Source organism: Caballeronia sp. NK8, from assembly GCF_018408855.1.
In the GTDB taxonomy this organism is placed as follows: Bacteria; Pseudomonadota; Gammaproteobacteria; order Burkholderiales; family Burkholderiaceae; genus Caballeronia.
The window spans coordinates 829,520-843,217 of the sequence record NZ_AP024326.1; the positions used below are offsets into that span (position 1 = coordinate 829,520).

Below are 13,698 nucleotides of genomic sequence, written 5' to 3' on the forward strand. Positions count from 1 at the left end.
TATAAATCAGATGGCGGCAGCATCGTAAACCCTAGACACAGACGGATCTCTCTCCGCGGGCGATTGCCGCGCAGAACGGAATGCAACCCACCCTGCGCGAGACAACAGCCAACCTCAATACGTCCGCCGACGATCGATCTACCCGAACGCCCTTCTCCTCAGGTTGGGCCGCGCTCACTGCCACATCATCGCGAAACGGGTGGTCTCATGGCCCTTCTTCGGCAAACGCAGTATGGTGCCGTTGGCGTTCATGCGAGGGCCTGCAACAGATGCTCACGTAGCGGTGGCATAAGCATTCCGAGCAACGCTGTTGCGGCCACCTTCCTTTCGCACAGAGTGGGCCGCCGCAGGTGAATACCCGGCGCGCAAGGCCAATCGCTTGCCGATTGCAAGTGTGGATGATCAAACGTAGGTGTGAACCAGGACGCGGCATCGCCGTCTGCCGTTTGATGGGGCATAGCTTCACAACGTCCTCAATGCGGAACCCGTGCGGCTCTCGGGACTTCACGTCGAGGGACGTTTGGCGCGACTTTCGAGGTAGTCAACCATGCGCTGCGCGGCTGGCTGCAACGCATCGAAATTCTTGAAGCACACGACAAACCGGCGCTGCGCCCAGGCATCGGTCAGAGGAACGATCTTGATTCCGAGCACAGGCCGATATGTCTCAGCCACCTCTAGCGGCACGACGCTGATCCCGAGCCCTGCCGCGACCACACGAAAAGCCGCGTCAAAGCTTGACACGATCACACGGTAGGAAACGGTTTTCCCTGCTCTTGCGGCCGCGCGCCGCAGCATTGTATGGACGGCAGTTGAAGGTAGCAAGCCGACATGTGCGTGCTCGAGCGTCTGGTCGAAACGGAGCGACGCCTCGCTCGCGAGCGGATGATCGCGATGGACCGCGAGCGCGAGTCGGTCCTGGCGGTACGGCCGGTGCTCAAGTCCTTGTAGATCGACGTTATCCCAGCACACGCCGACGCTCGTCGCACCTTCGCGAAGTTGCCGTACGAGATCGAACGACAGCTTTTCTTCCACATCCACTCTGATGTTTTGATACTGAGGCTCGCGCATGAATGACGCAATGTCGTCGAGCAGTGCTTCCGCGATCGCCGATGCGGACGCGCATACGCTTACGCGCCCCTTGAGCCCGCCGCCGAACGCGGCGACGTCGCTTGCTATGCGTTCCATCGTGAAGACCACGTTACGCGCGTGCTCGAGTAGAGCGGTGCCCGCGGCCGTAGGTTGGACGCCGCGCCGGGAGCGTAATAGCAGGGGCACGCCGAGCTCGCTCTCCAGTTGCGCGATGCGCTTGCTGATCGCGGAAGGCTCGATGTGTGCTTCTTCCGCCGCCCGCGCGATATTGCGGTGATCGCACACGGCGACGAACAGTCGCAGAGTCTTAAAGTCGATGTCGCGCAAATTGGCCTCCTACCTCTGACGTTCCGATCGGGAACGCTAGCGCTTCCGAAATAACGCTTTATGGTTTCGCTGGAATGGCTAAAGTTAGCACAATGCCGGCAACGTTACGACCGGTAGATAGGAGACAAGTCATATGCCCTCGTTACGCGCTAACGTTGCCATCCGTGAAGTTGGATTGCGCGACGGCCTGCAAAGCATCCCGACTATCCTTCCGACCACACGCAAGATCGAATGGATCGGCGACGCGTATGCCGCCGGCCAGCGCGAAATCGAAGTCGGCTCGTTCGTTCCCCCGCGCCTTCTGCCGCAACTCGCGGACACCGCCGAGCTCGTCGCCTACGCTAAGACGCTTCCAGGCCTCGTCGTCTCGGTACTCGTGCCGAACCTGAAAGGCGCCGAGCGCGCCATCGAAACTCGCGCCGACCTGCTCCTCGTGCCGCTCTCCGCGAGCCACGAACATAGCCTCGCGAACTTGCGCAAGACGCCCGATGAAGTCGTCGCCGAAGTGGCACGCATCCGCGCCGCGCGCGATGCCGCCGGCTCGAAGACGCTGATCGAAGGCGGCATCGGTACGGCCTTCGGCTGCACGATCCAGGGCCGCGTCGAACAGAGCGAAGTGCTGCGATGCATGCAAGCGCTGCTTGATGCGGGCGCTGATCGCGTCAGCATTGCCGATACGGTCGGCTATGCCGGTCCCGCCGCCGTGCGTGATCTGTTCGAGAAGGCGCGCACGATCGCCGGCGAGCGCTTCTGGTGCGGCCACTTCCACGACACACGCGGCCTCGCGCTCGCGAACGTCTATGCCGCGCTCGAAACCGGCGTCGCGCGCTTCGATGCGACGCTCGCGGGCATCGGCGGCTGTCCGCATGCGCCGGGTGCGAGCGGAAATGCATCGAGCGAAGACCTCGCGTTCATGCTCGCCGATATGGGCATCGATACCGGCATCGACATTCCCGCCTTGCTGGCCTTGCGCGCGAAAGTCGCGGGATGGCTCGAAGGCGAATCGCTGCATGGCACGCTGTGGCTCGCGGGCCTCCCAAAATCCTTCAATGTTCCGGCCGCGCTCAGCGCTTGAGGTCATCATCATGAGCAACCCCGCAAGACTTCCCCTCGACGGCGTGCGCGTCATCGAATTCACGCACATGGTCATGGGGCCGACGTGCGGCATGATCCTCGCCGACCTCGGGGCCGAAGTGATCAAGATCGAGCCGCCGGGCGGCGACAAGACCCGCAAGCTGCCGGGCCTCGGTATTGGCTTCTTCCGCTCGTTCAACCGCAACAAGAAGAGCGTCGTGCTCGATATCAACACGCCTGAGGGCAAGGAAGCCGCGATCGAACTGATCGGCACCTGCGACGCGATGCTCGAAAACTTTCGCCCGGGCCTCATGACGAAGCTCGGCCTCGATTACGACACGCTCTCGAAGCGCTATCCCGGTTTGATTTACGTGTCGCACAAAGGCTTTCTGCCGGGACCTTATGAAAAGCGCCTAGCACTCGATGAAGTCGTCCAGATGATGGGTGGCCTCTCGTACATGACGGGTCCGGTCGGCCGGCCGCTGCGCGCTGGAACGTCGGTCAACGACATCATGGGCGGCATGTTCGGGGCGATCGGCGTGCTCGCCGCGCTTCGAGAACGCGAGCATACAGGACGCGGCCAGGAGGTGCAGAGCGCACTCTTCGAGAACTGCGTGTTCCTCTCCGGCCAGCACATGCAGCAATACGCGATGACTCGCGAAGCGCCGCCGCCGATGCCCTCACGCGTTTCGGCGTGGAGCGTCTACGACATCTTCACGCTCGCCGGTGGTGAACAGCTTTTCATCGGCGCGGTTAGCGATAAACAGTTCGTCACGCTCTGCGACGTGCTGAATCGCCCTGATCTGCCGGATGACCCGCGCTTCGCCACCAATGCGCTGCGCGTCGCGATCCGCCCCGAGCTGCTCGATGTGCTCGGCGAGATCCTGAAGGAGCATCGCATCGAAGAGCTATCGCCGAAGCTCGAAGCGGCGGGCATTCCATACGCGCCGATCGTACGCCCTGATCAACTGCTCGACGATCCGCATCTGAAGGCGAGCGGCGGCCTCGTACCGATGGAAACCGACGACGGCAGCATAACCGAAGTCGTCCTCCTGCCGCTGACGATGGGTGGCCGTCGTCCCGGCGTGCGTCGGGCACTGGCGCGGGTCGGCGAGCATACGCACGAAGTGCTCGCGCGTCTGAAGAGCCGCGTGGTCGCTTGAGGGTCGAATCACCCAGCAAATTAATGGCAGATCTATTTGCCAATCCGACGGGCCTGATTGAATTTGAGTTCGTTGAATTCGCCTCGCCGTCCGATGCAAACGGCTTCGGCGAAGGGAATTTTCTAAGGCGCTTTTTCAGTCGATCGAACTCGATCAGATTTGACGAGGTGCGTCGGGCAGAAATAGGCTTCATCGCTTGGATCACCACTTTCATTCCGACAGGCGTCCAACCATAAGAAACGCCGTCGGTGCAAAGAACAGGAGACAACATGCAACAGACCGTTACCGCGGGCACCCCTCCAATCGCGGCGCCGAACGTTCGCGTCGGCGTCAACCCGGGCGCGGAGATCTCCGCGCGCATGGACCGCTTGCCGATCACGCGTCATCTCTGGATGCTTGTGTTCCTCATCTCGCTCGGCGGCTTCTTTGAAGTCTACGACCTAATCTTCACCGGCTACATCGCGCCGGGCATGGCGAAGAGCGGCCTCCTGCAGACTACCACGCACTCTTTTTTTGGCTTTAACGGCATCGCCGGTTTCATCGCGGCGACGTTCGCTGGCCTCTTTGTCGGTACGTTCGGTTTCGGTTGGATGCCGGATCGCTACGGCCGCCGCACTGTCTTCACGTATTCGCTACTGTGGTACTCGGTCGGCTCGTCGATTATGGCCTTCCAGACGACGCCCGAAAGCGTGATCCTGTGGCGGTTCATTACAGGAATCGGCGTGGGCATTGAGATCATCACGATCGACAGCTACGTCACCGAACTTGTGCCACAACACATGCGTGGCCGCGCGATGGCGTTCAACCAGATGGTGATGTTCTTGGCCGCCCCAGTCGCCGCGATCCTCTCATACTGGCTCGTGCCGACGACCGTGTTTGGCATCGACGGATGGCGCGTCGTGGTGCTCGCCGGATCGATCGGCGCGGTGCTCGTCTGGTTCATCCGCCGGGCGGTACCGGAAAGCCCGCGCTGGCTCGCGACACACGGCCACGTGGAGAACGGCGAGCGGATAGTGTCGAAGATCGAGGAGATCGTCGCGCGCCAGAGCGGCAAGCCGCTGCCGCCGCCGCTCCCGGTGATTGAACAGCAGGCGCATCGACGCGCATCGTTTGCGGAATTGCTGCAGCCGCCGTACCGCTCGCGCCTCATCATGCTGATCATCTTCAACTTCTGCCAGGCGATCGGCTACTACGGCTTCGCCAATTGGGTGCCGACGCTCTTGATTGGACAAGGCATCACCGTGACGAAGAGCCTGCTGTACTCGTTCATCATTGCTTTTGCGATGCCGGCCGGCCCGATGCTCGCGATGCTCTACGCCGACAAAATCCAACGAAAGTGGCTGATTGTTGGCGGAGCGCTTGCGGTGGTCCTTTGCGGGTTGGCATTTGGGCAAATGAAGGCAGTCGTACCGCTCATCATTCTAGGTGTGTTGATCAGTCTGGCTGGGCAAACAATCTCGGTGGCGTTTCACGCTTACCAGGCGGAACTCTTCCCAACCGCAGTGCGTTGCCGTGCAAGCGGTATTGTCTATTCAGCCAGCCGCATCGGCGCGATGTTGTCGGGATTCTTCATTGCATTCTTGTTAAGGGACTTTGGCGTTGCCGGTGTGTTCACTGGCATCACGGGGAGCATGCTGGTTGTTGCCGTGGCGATCGGCGTGTTTGGGCCCAAGACCAACGGTGTCCGGCTCGAAGAGTTGAATCGGTGAGCGCGGCAACGCCTACAGTTCCGCTTCCGTAGCCGCGTTTCAGATGCGGTTTTCATACTGGAGACAGCCGTGTATCACTTACCTTCGCAGCCGTCTGATCCGTCGAGGACGGTGCGCTTTGATGGTCGAATTTTGTTCCTATCGCAGAACGCAAGCGTAATCGAGCGGCAACTGTTCGGCGAGGACGTCACACTTGAAAAAGCGTCACCGCTTCGTACGGACATCTCGACCGACGAGATCACGCCCGCCTATATCTGCTACTACTATGACGAGAAGCTCGGCGAGTATCCGTACTTAGGCCTCGACTGCGCGGGAACTCGCCCAGTCAAGCAGGGCAGTGTAAAAGCTGCCGGATTTGCGGTCACCGTGGCGGGCCGCCGCTACGGGAAGGGATCGTCGCGGGAAGCCAGCCCGTTCGCTGAGTGGTGTGCGGGTGTTCGTCTGGTAATCGCCGAGAGTTTCGAGCGCATCTACCGGCAGAACTGCCACAATCTAGGTATCTTTACATCGACCGATTTTGGCTTGATCGCGCGCATTCGTCGAGGTGAGGATATTCCAGTGGAGGAATTCACGCGCGGCGAAGATGAGCTCACCGCCGAGTTGATTCGCAGGAGAGGGCTCTTCCGGTTGACCGAGGCGAGGCGTGCCGGCTGGGAGCTTTCCGTACCACCTGCTAAGTCACGCCCCATGACCTACGCGGAGAAACTTGTCGCCAAAGCGAGCGGCTGCGGGAGCGTCACACCTGGTCAAAGCGTTTTCGCTAAAACCGATTGGCGTTATGCGCACGAATACGTGTCTCCGATGTCGATAAGTTTTCTGCGCCGGGAATGCGGTGACAAAATTGAACTGCATGACCCCAACAGCATCGTTTGTTTTTCGGATCATCTGACGTTCATCCACCGGAGCATGCCAGCCGAGCGACGCGCGCTCGGGCTGCTTGACGTGGCCCAAGCAATGGGGAAGGTACAGCAGCGATTCTGTGAGGAATACGGGCTGCGCCATCATGGGCTGTTGAACGACCGGGAAGGCTCCGAAGGGATCAGCCACTCGATCATGGCCGAGCGCTACGTAAAGCCGGCCCAACTTGTTGTTGGCACGGACTCTCATACCCCTCACTGCGGAGCGCTGGGCGCACTTGCGTTCGGGATTGGTGCGACGGAGATGGCTAACGCATGGCTCACGGGCGACGTGCGAGTGAAGGTGCCCCCGACCTGTCGGGTAAACCTCATAGGTCGTCTGCCGGCAGGCGTAGAGGCGAAGGACATTGTGTTGCATCTACTGCGTCTCCCGTATGTGCGCGAGGGCAGAGCAATTGGACAGGTATTTGAATACGGCGGTGAAGCATTGGCGTCGTTATCGACTGACGAACGAGCGACGCTGACGAACATGGTTGCGGAAATCGGTGGTTTCAGCGGCATCATCGCTCCGGATGAGGAAACGGAGCGCTTCCTGCGTGAGCGCAGGGGTATCGATTTCGAGGTCGAGCCATGGATGCGCAGCGACAACGATGCCGAGGTAGCACACACAATCGACGTGGACTGTGCGCAGCTTGAGCCCATGCTCGCGCGCCCGGGCGATCCTGGTCAAGGCGTGGGCCTGTCCGAACTCCTCGATTCAGTACCAGTCGATATCGCTTATGGCGGCTCTTGCACGGGCGGCAAGCGCGAAGATCTGCGTCGCTGCCATGAGGTGTTGGAGTGGGCTCTGAGCAACGGCCTAAAAGTCGCCGAGACCACTCGCTTCTTCCTGCAGTTCGGCAGTCAGGACGTACGTGACTACTGCGTGCGCGAAGGGATGCTGGAGGTCTTCGAGCGCGCAGGGGTCGAACTCATCGAACCGGGGTGCGGTGCCTGTGTCAACGCCGGGCCTGGTGTTTCGGAGCGTCCCGATCAGGTGACCGTCAGTGCCATCAATCGTAACTTTCCTGGGCGTTCTGGCCCCGGCAAGGTATGGCTCGCGAGCCCTTCTACCGTCGCGGCAAGTGCTGTTGCTGGCCGAATCGTGAGCTTCGAGAAATTGCGAGCATCGAGGAACGACAACTGAACGGGGCGCGTCAGGTCCAGCGGTCGCGTCGTCGTTCCAGGCCGCTGGTATTTTATCGAGCGTTTCGTAAGTGCCGGTAAGCTGCGATTGCTGTGAAGCCTAAAAGGCCGCTGGACTTTCGGAAGCGGACATCGAGGTCGACCCAGTCTGGACGGCAAAGATGGGTCGAGAGTTCGCGTTGACGACCGGTCGTTATCGGGCAGCCAAATACCAGTGGCCGCTTTACGGCGATGAGTTCGTAGCTCGGATGGGCTCACCCCGACCTAACTCGGCCGCTCGACGTCTGCCATCATCAGCGTCTGAAAGCGGCGAGTTCCAGTCGCTCGGATCGTTACGACGTCGAGCGGAATTCACCCGAGCCGTATCCTGAAGCCACGAGAGCAACATCATTATTCGTACAGTGGCGCACTCGCGCTATTCAATCACGCAGCACGCATTTACGGAACACCGTTGGCTTCTAGTCGAACCCATAAAGCCTCGCAGGATTGTCAACAAAAATCTTCTGCTGCCAGTCCGATCGGCCGATCCACCCGGCGATAGTGTCGAGAAGACCTGCATCATCTGGCTTGACGCCTTTCTCAGTCGGATGCGGCCAATCGGTGCCCCAAAGCATTCGCTCGGGAGCCATGTTGATCAGCGTCTTCGCGACGGGCGCAACATCCGCGTAATCGGGCGCGCCGGTTTTTGTGTCAACGTAGGGCCCCGACAAGGTGATAAACGTATTGCCTCTATTGACTAGGCGCTGCGCCGTGCGGAGCGCCTCCGACGTGAGACCGCCTGGCTCGGGAATATGCGCGATGTGGTCTATCACCAGCGGACAAGGAAGCGCCGAGAGATGACTTTCCAGCTCGGACAACCGGACGCCTTGTACCACGAGTTCGATATGCCACTTCATGCCAGCGATTCGCTCCGCAAGCGGGGCCAGCATATCCACCGTCGTTGCGCCGGGATAACTGAGATTGAACCGTATAGCTCGAATGCCGCCTATGTGAAGCTCGTGCAACTCCTCGTCGCTTACCGACGTGTCTATGACCGCCACGCCGCGCGCGTTGCTTCCGAAGCGTTTGAGCGCATCCAGCGTGCAGCGATTGTCGGTTCCATAGGTCGACGGCGTCACAACGATGTTCCGGTCGACGCCAAGACGTGCCTGCAGCAGCCGATACTGCTCCACCGTTGCATTGGGCGGCCGCAGCGTCGTGCCGGGCGCAACGGGAAAGCGGTCGTCGTAGATATGCATGTGGCAATCGACCGCTCCGGCAGGCAGTCGGAACGAGGGCCGCTCCGAGCCGCTAGACCACGCTTCGGTTGCCTGGGCACGCGCCGACAACGTCGACGCCGCCATCAGCGCCCCGCTCATCTTGAGGAAATCGCGTCTGGTCGGTTTTTGCATGGTCAGACGGTCTCCGTCTTGCGAGCCAGATGTTTCGCCTGCCCGTTGCGCGTCAGGATCAAAAGCGTTGCGACGCTGATGAGGGTGAGGACTGCAAGCGGCATCAGCGCCAACGCGTAGCTTCCCGTCGCTTCCTTGACCCATCCATACACATTGACCATGAGACCGCCGCCGAGCAAGTTGGCGATCGCGTTGATGGTCGCGAGGCCCGCTGCAACCGCGCTGTTCGACAGCATGTCCGTGGCAAGCGCCCAAAAAGGCCCTTTGAAGGAGTAAGCACCCACGAGCACTGCGCACAGCATGAAAATCGTCGGCACGAGCGAGCCGCTCAGCGACGTCGCAAACAGTCCGCCGCCGATGAGGAGCATCGGCACGACTGTATGCCAGCGACGCTCTCCCGAACGGTCGGAGCGGCGGCCCCAATAGACCATCAGGACAGATGCCACTGCATAGGGAATCGAATTGATGAGACCCGTTTGCATGACCGACAGGCCGAACGATTTCAGCAACTGCGGCTGCCACACCGACAACGTGCTGCCGGCAGCCGAAGCGCAGGTATCCACGAGCGCCAGGCACAACACATAGCGATTGCGAAAGAGCTTCGTGAGCGGCATGTCGAGCACCTTCTTAGCTGTCTTCGTCTCACTCGCGAGCGCATCAACGAGCCACTTCCGTTCGTCGTCCTTGAGCCATTTCGCATCGGCAGGTTTGTTCGTCAGGACAAACAGGCAGACAAAGCCCAACAGCACCGTGGGAATGCCTTCGAGGATGAAAAGCCAGTGCCAGCCGCGCAGACCCCAGAACCCGTCCATCTGCAGCAGCGCCGCGGAGATGGGTGAGCCGATGAAGCTCGCGGCCGGGATCGCGACCATGAAAGTGGCGACGATGCGCGCCCGATACGAAGCAGGAATCCAGTACGACAGATACAGCAACACGCCCGGAAAAAATCCGGCCTCGGCCGCGCCGAGCAGAAAGCGCAGGATGTAGAACGTCGTCGCGTTGTGCACCAGCGCCGTTGCCGACGACACGATGCCCCACGTAATCATGATGCGGGCAATCCAGATGCGCGCGCCGTACTTTTGAAGCGCCATATTGCTCGGCACTTCGCAGAAGAAGTACGAAATGAAGAACAGGCTGCTGCCGAATCCGAACACTCTCGCCGACATGCCGAGGTCGTGATTCATCTGCAACGACGCCATGCCCACATTGCCGCGGTCGATGAACGCCAGCAGATAGCAGATCATCAGGAAGGGAATCAGCCGCCATACGACTTTCCGTATGGTGCGGCGCTCAATGTCCGATTTCGCCATGACACCGGTAGCTTGCATGTTTGTCTCCACTCTATTTTGCGCCTCAGCGCTGTTCCTTGATTCGTTGCCATGCGACGATGGAAATGACACCCACCGCCAGCACCACGGCCATCGCCGCAAATGTATGCCGCACGCCCAGCGCTTCGGATACCGTCCCGACCAGCAGGTAGCCAAAGGGCATCGTCCCGTTGTAGGCCATGCCATACATGCCGATGAGTCCACCGCGCACGTGTTCCGGGCACTGTCGCTGGATCGTTGCGTTGGTCGACGTGGCCGCGAAGGTGAGGCTGAAGCCCAGGATAAAAAACGCGGGCATGGACGCCGCGGCGGCATCGGTCGTCGCGAGGACCATCAGAGCAGCGATAGCCGACCACGGCGCCCACGCGATGAACCGGGCCGATGCACGCGGCCCAAGCGCCGACGACAACAGCACCGCGGAACTCAGCGAGCCAGCGCCCGCGCACGCGAAGAACGCGCCGGTGAAACGCGCGGCGTCGTGGAACGCCTTGTCCGCGAGCAGCGGCACGAGCGTTTGATAGCTCGCCGCGAACAAACCGATGCACGCGAGAATCGGCAGATAGCGCGCTGAAAAAACGTCCGACATGACATAGCCGACCGCGTCGCGCAGGCTGCTTTCGGCGCGAGACGGTGCGGCCTTTTCGGACAGGCGGATCGAGCGCACGCAGGTCGCCATGAAGCACAGCGCAAAGGCGTAGATGACGAACGATGCGCGCGGTCCGAGCGTCGGATAGACGAAGCCCGCGATCGTCGGCCCGACCATCCGTCCGACGTTGTAGACCATGGTGTTCATCGCCACGGCATTCGACGTGAGGCTTCCGTCTTGCAGGCTCGTCAGCAGCAGCACCTGGCGCGCGGGCACTTCTACGGCGCTCGAAACGCCGATCGCCAGCGCGTGCGCGAGGATCAGCTTGACGCCCAACACGCCGAGCGTCGACAAAGCAATCAGGCTGCCGGTCAGAACGAGCGACACCGTCAATACGCAAAGCGTGACACGCCTCGCGTTCTCGGAACGAATCCGCGAACCTGCAATCGGCGCGACGACCAATTGCGGTCCGTACAGCAGAAAATTCAGCAAGGCAAGAATCGCCGCCGAACCCGACAGGTGATAAACGAGCAGATTCAACGTAACGTTCTGGGTCCAGCTGCCCAGAACAGACGCGACTTGCCCGCTGAGATATCGCCGCAGCGCCGGCTCGGTCAGCGCGGGAAAAAGCCGGCTGACGATGCCCGATGACCGTGCGGCAGTGTTCATGAAAGCGCCTTGCCCCGCGTCTCAGGCGCGAAGAAGACGACGATGGCGGCCGCGATGAACGCGACGATTGTCGTCGAAAGCCCGAGAACGAAGCCGCCCGATGTCGACGCCAGCGTGCCGATGACCAATGGCGCGATAAAGCCACCGAGCCGCCCGCCGTTGTACGCGAGGCCCATGAAGAACCCTCTCGACGCCGTATTCCCGATAATCTCCGCGAGAAATGGCCCCGCGCCTGCGAAGATGCCGTTCACGCTGAAGCCGGTGAAGAAGATCGCCACCATCAAAACCAGTGCGCTCGACGACATGATGTAGCCGAACACCGCCGCAGCGCCGACGAGCAGGTACGCCATGAACATCGGCCGGCGGCCGAGACGATCCACGAAGGCCGAGAACAACAGAAAACCGCTGATTGCGCCGAACTGAAGGGCGAAAACGAACTTGAGGCTATGTACGAAATCCAGGTGCTTCACCGCGACGAGAAACGTCGGCGTCCAGGTGAACACGCCCCAGTAGAGGTACTGGAGAAAGAAGATGAACGTGAACGCCGTCACGAGACCACGAACGTTGAGCGCTTCGTCGGCCGGTGCTTTTCGCATCACGGGTTGAGCATTCGCGCGTTGGCGCTCAAGCCAGATCGCTGACTCGGGCGTTTTGCGTGCGACAAAGAAGAGGATGAAAAACGGTAGCGCGCCGATCAAAAACAACACTCGCCAGCCGTTGCCGCCCAAGCCGTCATTGACGCTTGCGACGATGCTCGAAATCGTGATGGCGAGAATCGCGCCAATCGGCAAGCCCATCTGCATGAGCGCACCGCCCTTGCCCCGACGGCTCGCGTGCCAGGTTTCGGCAATCAGTGCCGCGCCGGCAGTCCACGTTCCGCCCATCCCCAACGCGCCGAAAAAGCGGATGGTGGCGAACCAGTGTTCGTTCGGTGCGAACGCGAGCAGCCCCGAAAACAGCGAATAAATGGCGATGCACAACATGGCCGTGCGCACGCGTCCGAGCCTGTCCGACACGTAGCCGAACAGAATCCCGCCGATGATCTGCCCCGCTGCCGTAATGCTCGTGAACAGCCCGAGCTGTGCTTTCGACAGACCGAACTGGAGGGCGAGCGTCGGCAGAAGAAGCGACAGCAGGAACGAGTCGTAGCTCTCGAACGTCCATCCGAGTCCCGCAAGGGAAAGTGACCGCCATTCGACGCGGGTGATGTCCCTATAGCCCTTTGCCTCGACCCGGTTGTCGGGCTGAGCCTGCGCCAGGCTCGCGCTTGTTTTCATCATTCGACTCCGTGAAGTGACAGTCGGTAAGTCGCCGCCGCTGTCTTGCTAAAAAGCGCTGTTTTCTCGTGCGGCGTCATCGGACCCGCCAGTCGTTTGAAGACGTTCCACACGATGCCGTAGCTGAACATGCCCTTATCGACGGGAAAGTTGCTCTCGAACATGCAGCGCTCAACACCGAACAATTCGATGCAGGTATCGAAGTACGGTCGCCACGCGGCGGCGAGATCCTCGGAAGAAGGCGGTAAGTCGCGGCGCGCGAAATCGAAGCCAAATACACTCATGCCCGCGCCGCCGAGCTTGATACGTGTATTTGGCAGAGTCGCCAGACGTGCAAGGCCGCGTTTCCAGTCGGCGAATACCTGCTCACGCTTGCCTTCGTGCGGCCCCACGCCGACCGGTCCTCCAAAGTGGTCGATGACGACCGTCACATCCGCTGCAGCGCGAGCCAGCTCGTACAGCTCTCCCAACTGCGTGTGATAGACCCACGCGTCGAGCGACAAACCGAAACGGGCCAACGTCTTCACACCGCGCTGGAAAGCGGCATCGAGCACCAGATCGCGCGGTGGCGTAACCGGGCTCGAACTCACCTGGGGACTTTCATGCCACGCCAGCGGATTGCGAATGCCGCGTAACCGCCCGCCCGATACCTCCAGCATCGCTTCGAGCACGTTCTCCAGTTCGTCGCCAAGCGTGAGATCCGCGCCGCCGACGATCGCCTCGCAACCGCGCGCCGGCCCATACCCTCCACTTGCGTACATCGCCGCGATGCCGCTCGCGAATTCGATCTCGCCGACAGGTTTCATCGATTCGGGACCGTCGTGTCGCAACATCGAACGACACTGCACGTAGACGGTCGATACGACTCGATGACCGCATCGCACGTCCTTCGCGAACTCGTCGGTCAGGTATCGCCCTGACTGACGATCCCAAAGATGGTGATGCGCATCGACGATGGGCAGCTCGGGCTCGAGGACCGGCTCCTCGCGCAGCGCAAGCCAGTCTTCGCGGACGGGCAAATGAGGGGCATGGACGATTTGCAC

11 protein-coding genes are annotated in these 13,698 nt (G+C 60.9%); 5 read left to right on the forward strand and 6 right to left on the reverse strand.

Annotated elements, in window-relative coordinates:
• Positions 1–504 precede the first annotated feature (504 nt).
• Positions 505–1,416: a LysR family transcriptional regulator gene (locus NK8_RS36705; protein ID WP_054924145.1), complete on the reverse strand. Its 912-nt coding sequence runs from the start codon at positions 1,414–1,416 to the stop codon at positions 505–507.
• Between the two features lie 133 nt (positions 1,417–1,549).
• On the opposite strand from NK8_RS36705, the gene NK8_RS36710 reads away from it, so the two are divergent.
• The 5 genes from NK8_RS36710 (at position 1,550) to NK8_RS36730 (ending at position 7,405) form a co-directional block, all read left to right on the forward strand.
• The gene (locus NK8_RS36710; RefSeq protein ID WP_025527676.1) at positions 1,550–2,491 is read left to right on the forward strand and encodes a hydroxymethylglutaryl-CoA lyase; all 942 of its coding nucleotides are present in this window, start codon (positions 1,550–1,552) and stop codon (positions 2,489–2,491) included.
• Positions 2,492–2,501: 10 nt separating this feature from the next.
• Positions 2,502–3,653 (forward strand): CaiB/BaiF CoA-transferase family protein, encoded by a 1,152-nt coding sequence (locus tag NK8_RS36715; RefSeq protein WP_025527675.1) that lies wholly within the window; start codon positions 2,502–2,504, stop codon positions 3,651–3,653.
• A gap of 23 nt (positions 3,654–3,676) precedes the next feature.
• Complete coding sequence (locus NK8_RS36720; protein ID WP_025527674.1) at positions 3,677–3,889, forward strand: hypothetical protein; 213 nt, start codon at positions 3,677–3,679, stop codon at positions 3,887–3,889.
• Between the two features lie 33 nt (positions 3,890–3,922).
• On the forward strand, positions 3,923–5,362 hold the full coding sequence (locus NK8_RS36725) for an MFS transporter (protein ID WP_025527673.1): 1,440 nt from the start codon (positions 3,923–3,925) through the stop codon (positions 5,360–5,362).
• A gap of 69 nt (positions 5,363–5,431) precedes the next feature.
• A complete protein-coding gene (locus tag NK8_RS36730; protein ID WP_054924142.1) occupies positions 5,432–7,405 on the forward strand; it encodes an aconitase family protein in 1,974 nt (657 codons plus the stop codon).
• A gap of 457 nt (positions 7,406–7,862) precedes the next feature.
• On the opposite strand, the gene NK8_RS36735 is transcribed toward NK8_RS36730, so the two are convergent.
• From NK8_RS36735 to NK8_RS36755, 5 genes are read right to left on the reverse strand one after another with little or no spacing between them, the layout of a single operon-like run.
• Complete coding sequence (locus NK8_RS36735) at positions 7,863–8,795, reverse strand: amidohydrolase family protein (protein ID WP_213233517.1); 933 nt, start codon at positions 8,793–8,795, stop codon at positions 7,863–7,865.
• Positions 8,796–8,797: 2 nt separating this feature from the next.
• Complete coding sequence (locus NK8_RS36740; protein ID WP_213233518.1) at positions 8,798–10,123, reverse strand: MFS transporter; 1,326 nt, start codon at positions 10,121–10,123, stop codon at positions 8,798–8,800.
• 25 nt (positions 10,124–10,148) lie between these two features.
• On the reverse strand, positions 10,149–11,378 hold the full coding sequence (locus NK8_RS36745; protein WP_213233519.1) for an MFS transporter: 1,230 nt from the start codon (positions 11,376–11,378) through the stop codon (positions 10,149–10,151).
• Complete coding sequence (locus NK8_RS36750) at positions 11,375–12,655, reverse strand: MFS transporter (RefSeq protein ID WP_213234034.1); 1,281 nt, start codon at positions 12,653–12,655, stop codon at positions 11,375–11,377. The genes NK8_RS36745 and NK8_RS36750 overlap by 4 nt, the downstream gene beginning before the upstream one ends.
• Positions 12,655–13,698 carry an amidohydrolase gene (locus NK8_RS36755; RefSeq protein ID WP_213233520.1) on the reverse strand — a complete coding sequence of 348 codons (1,044 nt, stop codon included), beginning with the start codon at positions 13,696–13,698 and terminating at the stop codon, positions 12,655–12,657. The genes NK8_RS36750 and NK8_RS36755 overlap by 1 nt, the downstream gene beginning before the upstream one ends.

Bases quoted from the DNA above. Each gene is read 5' to 3' on its own strand.
- NK8_RS36715 (WP_025527675.1), top strand. From the start codon at position 2,502: ATGAGCAACCCCGCAAGACTTCCCCTCGACGGCGTGCGCGTCATCGAA.
- NK8_RS36710 (WP_025527676.1), top strand. From the start codon at position 1,550: ATGCCCTCGTTACGCGCTAACGTTGCCATCCGTGAAGTTGGATTGCGC.
- NK8_RS36720 (WP_025527674.1), top strand. From the start codon at position 3,677: ATGGCAGATCTATTTGCCAATCCGACGGGCCTGATTGAATTTGAGTTC.
- NK8_RS36745 (WP_213233519.1), bottom strand. From the start codon at position 11,378: ATGAACACTGCCGCACGGTCATCGGGCATCGTCAGCCGGCTTTTTCCC.
- NK8_RS36725 (WP_025527673.1), top strand. From the start codon at position 3,923: ATGCAACAGACCGTTACCGCGGGCACCCCTCCAATCGCGGCGCCGAAC.
- NK8_RS36735 (WP_213233517.1), bottom strand. From the start codon at position 8,795: ATGCAAAAACCGACCAGACGCGATTTCCTCAAGATGAGCGGGGCGCTG.
- NK8_RS36750 (WP_213234034.1), bottom strand. From the start codon at position 12,655: ATGAAAACAAGCGCGAGCCTGGCGCAGGCTCAGCCCGACAACCGGGTC.
- NK8_RS36740 (WP_213233518.1), bottom strand. From the start codon at position 10,123: ATGCAAGCTACCGGTGTCATGGCGAAATCGGACATTGAGCGCCGCACC.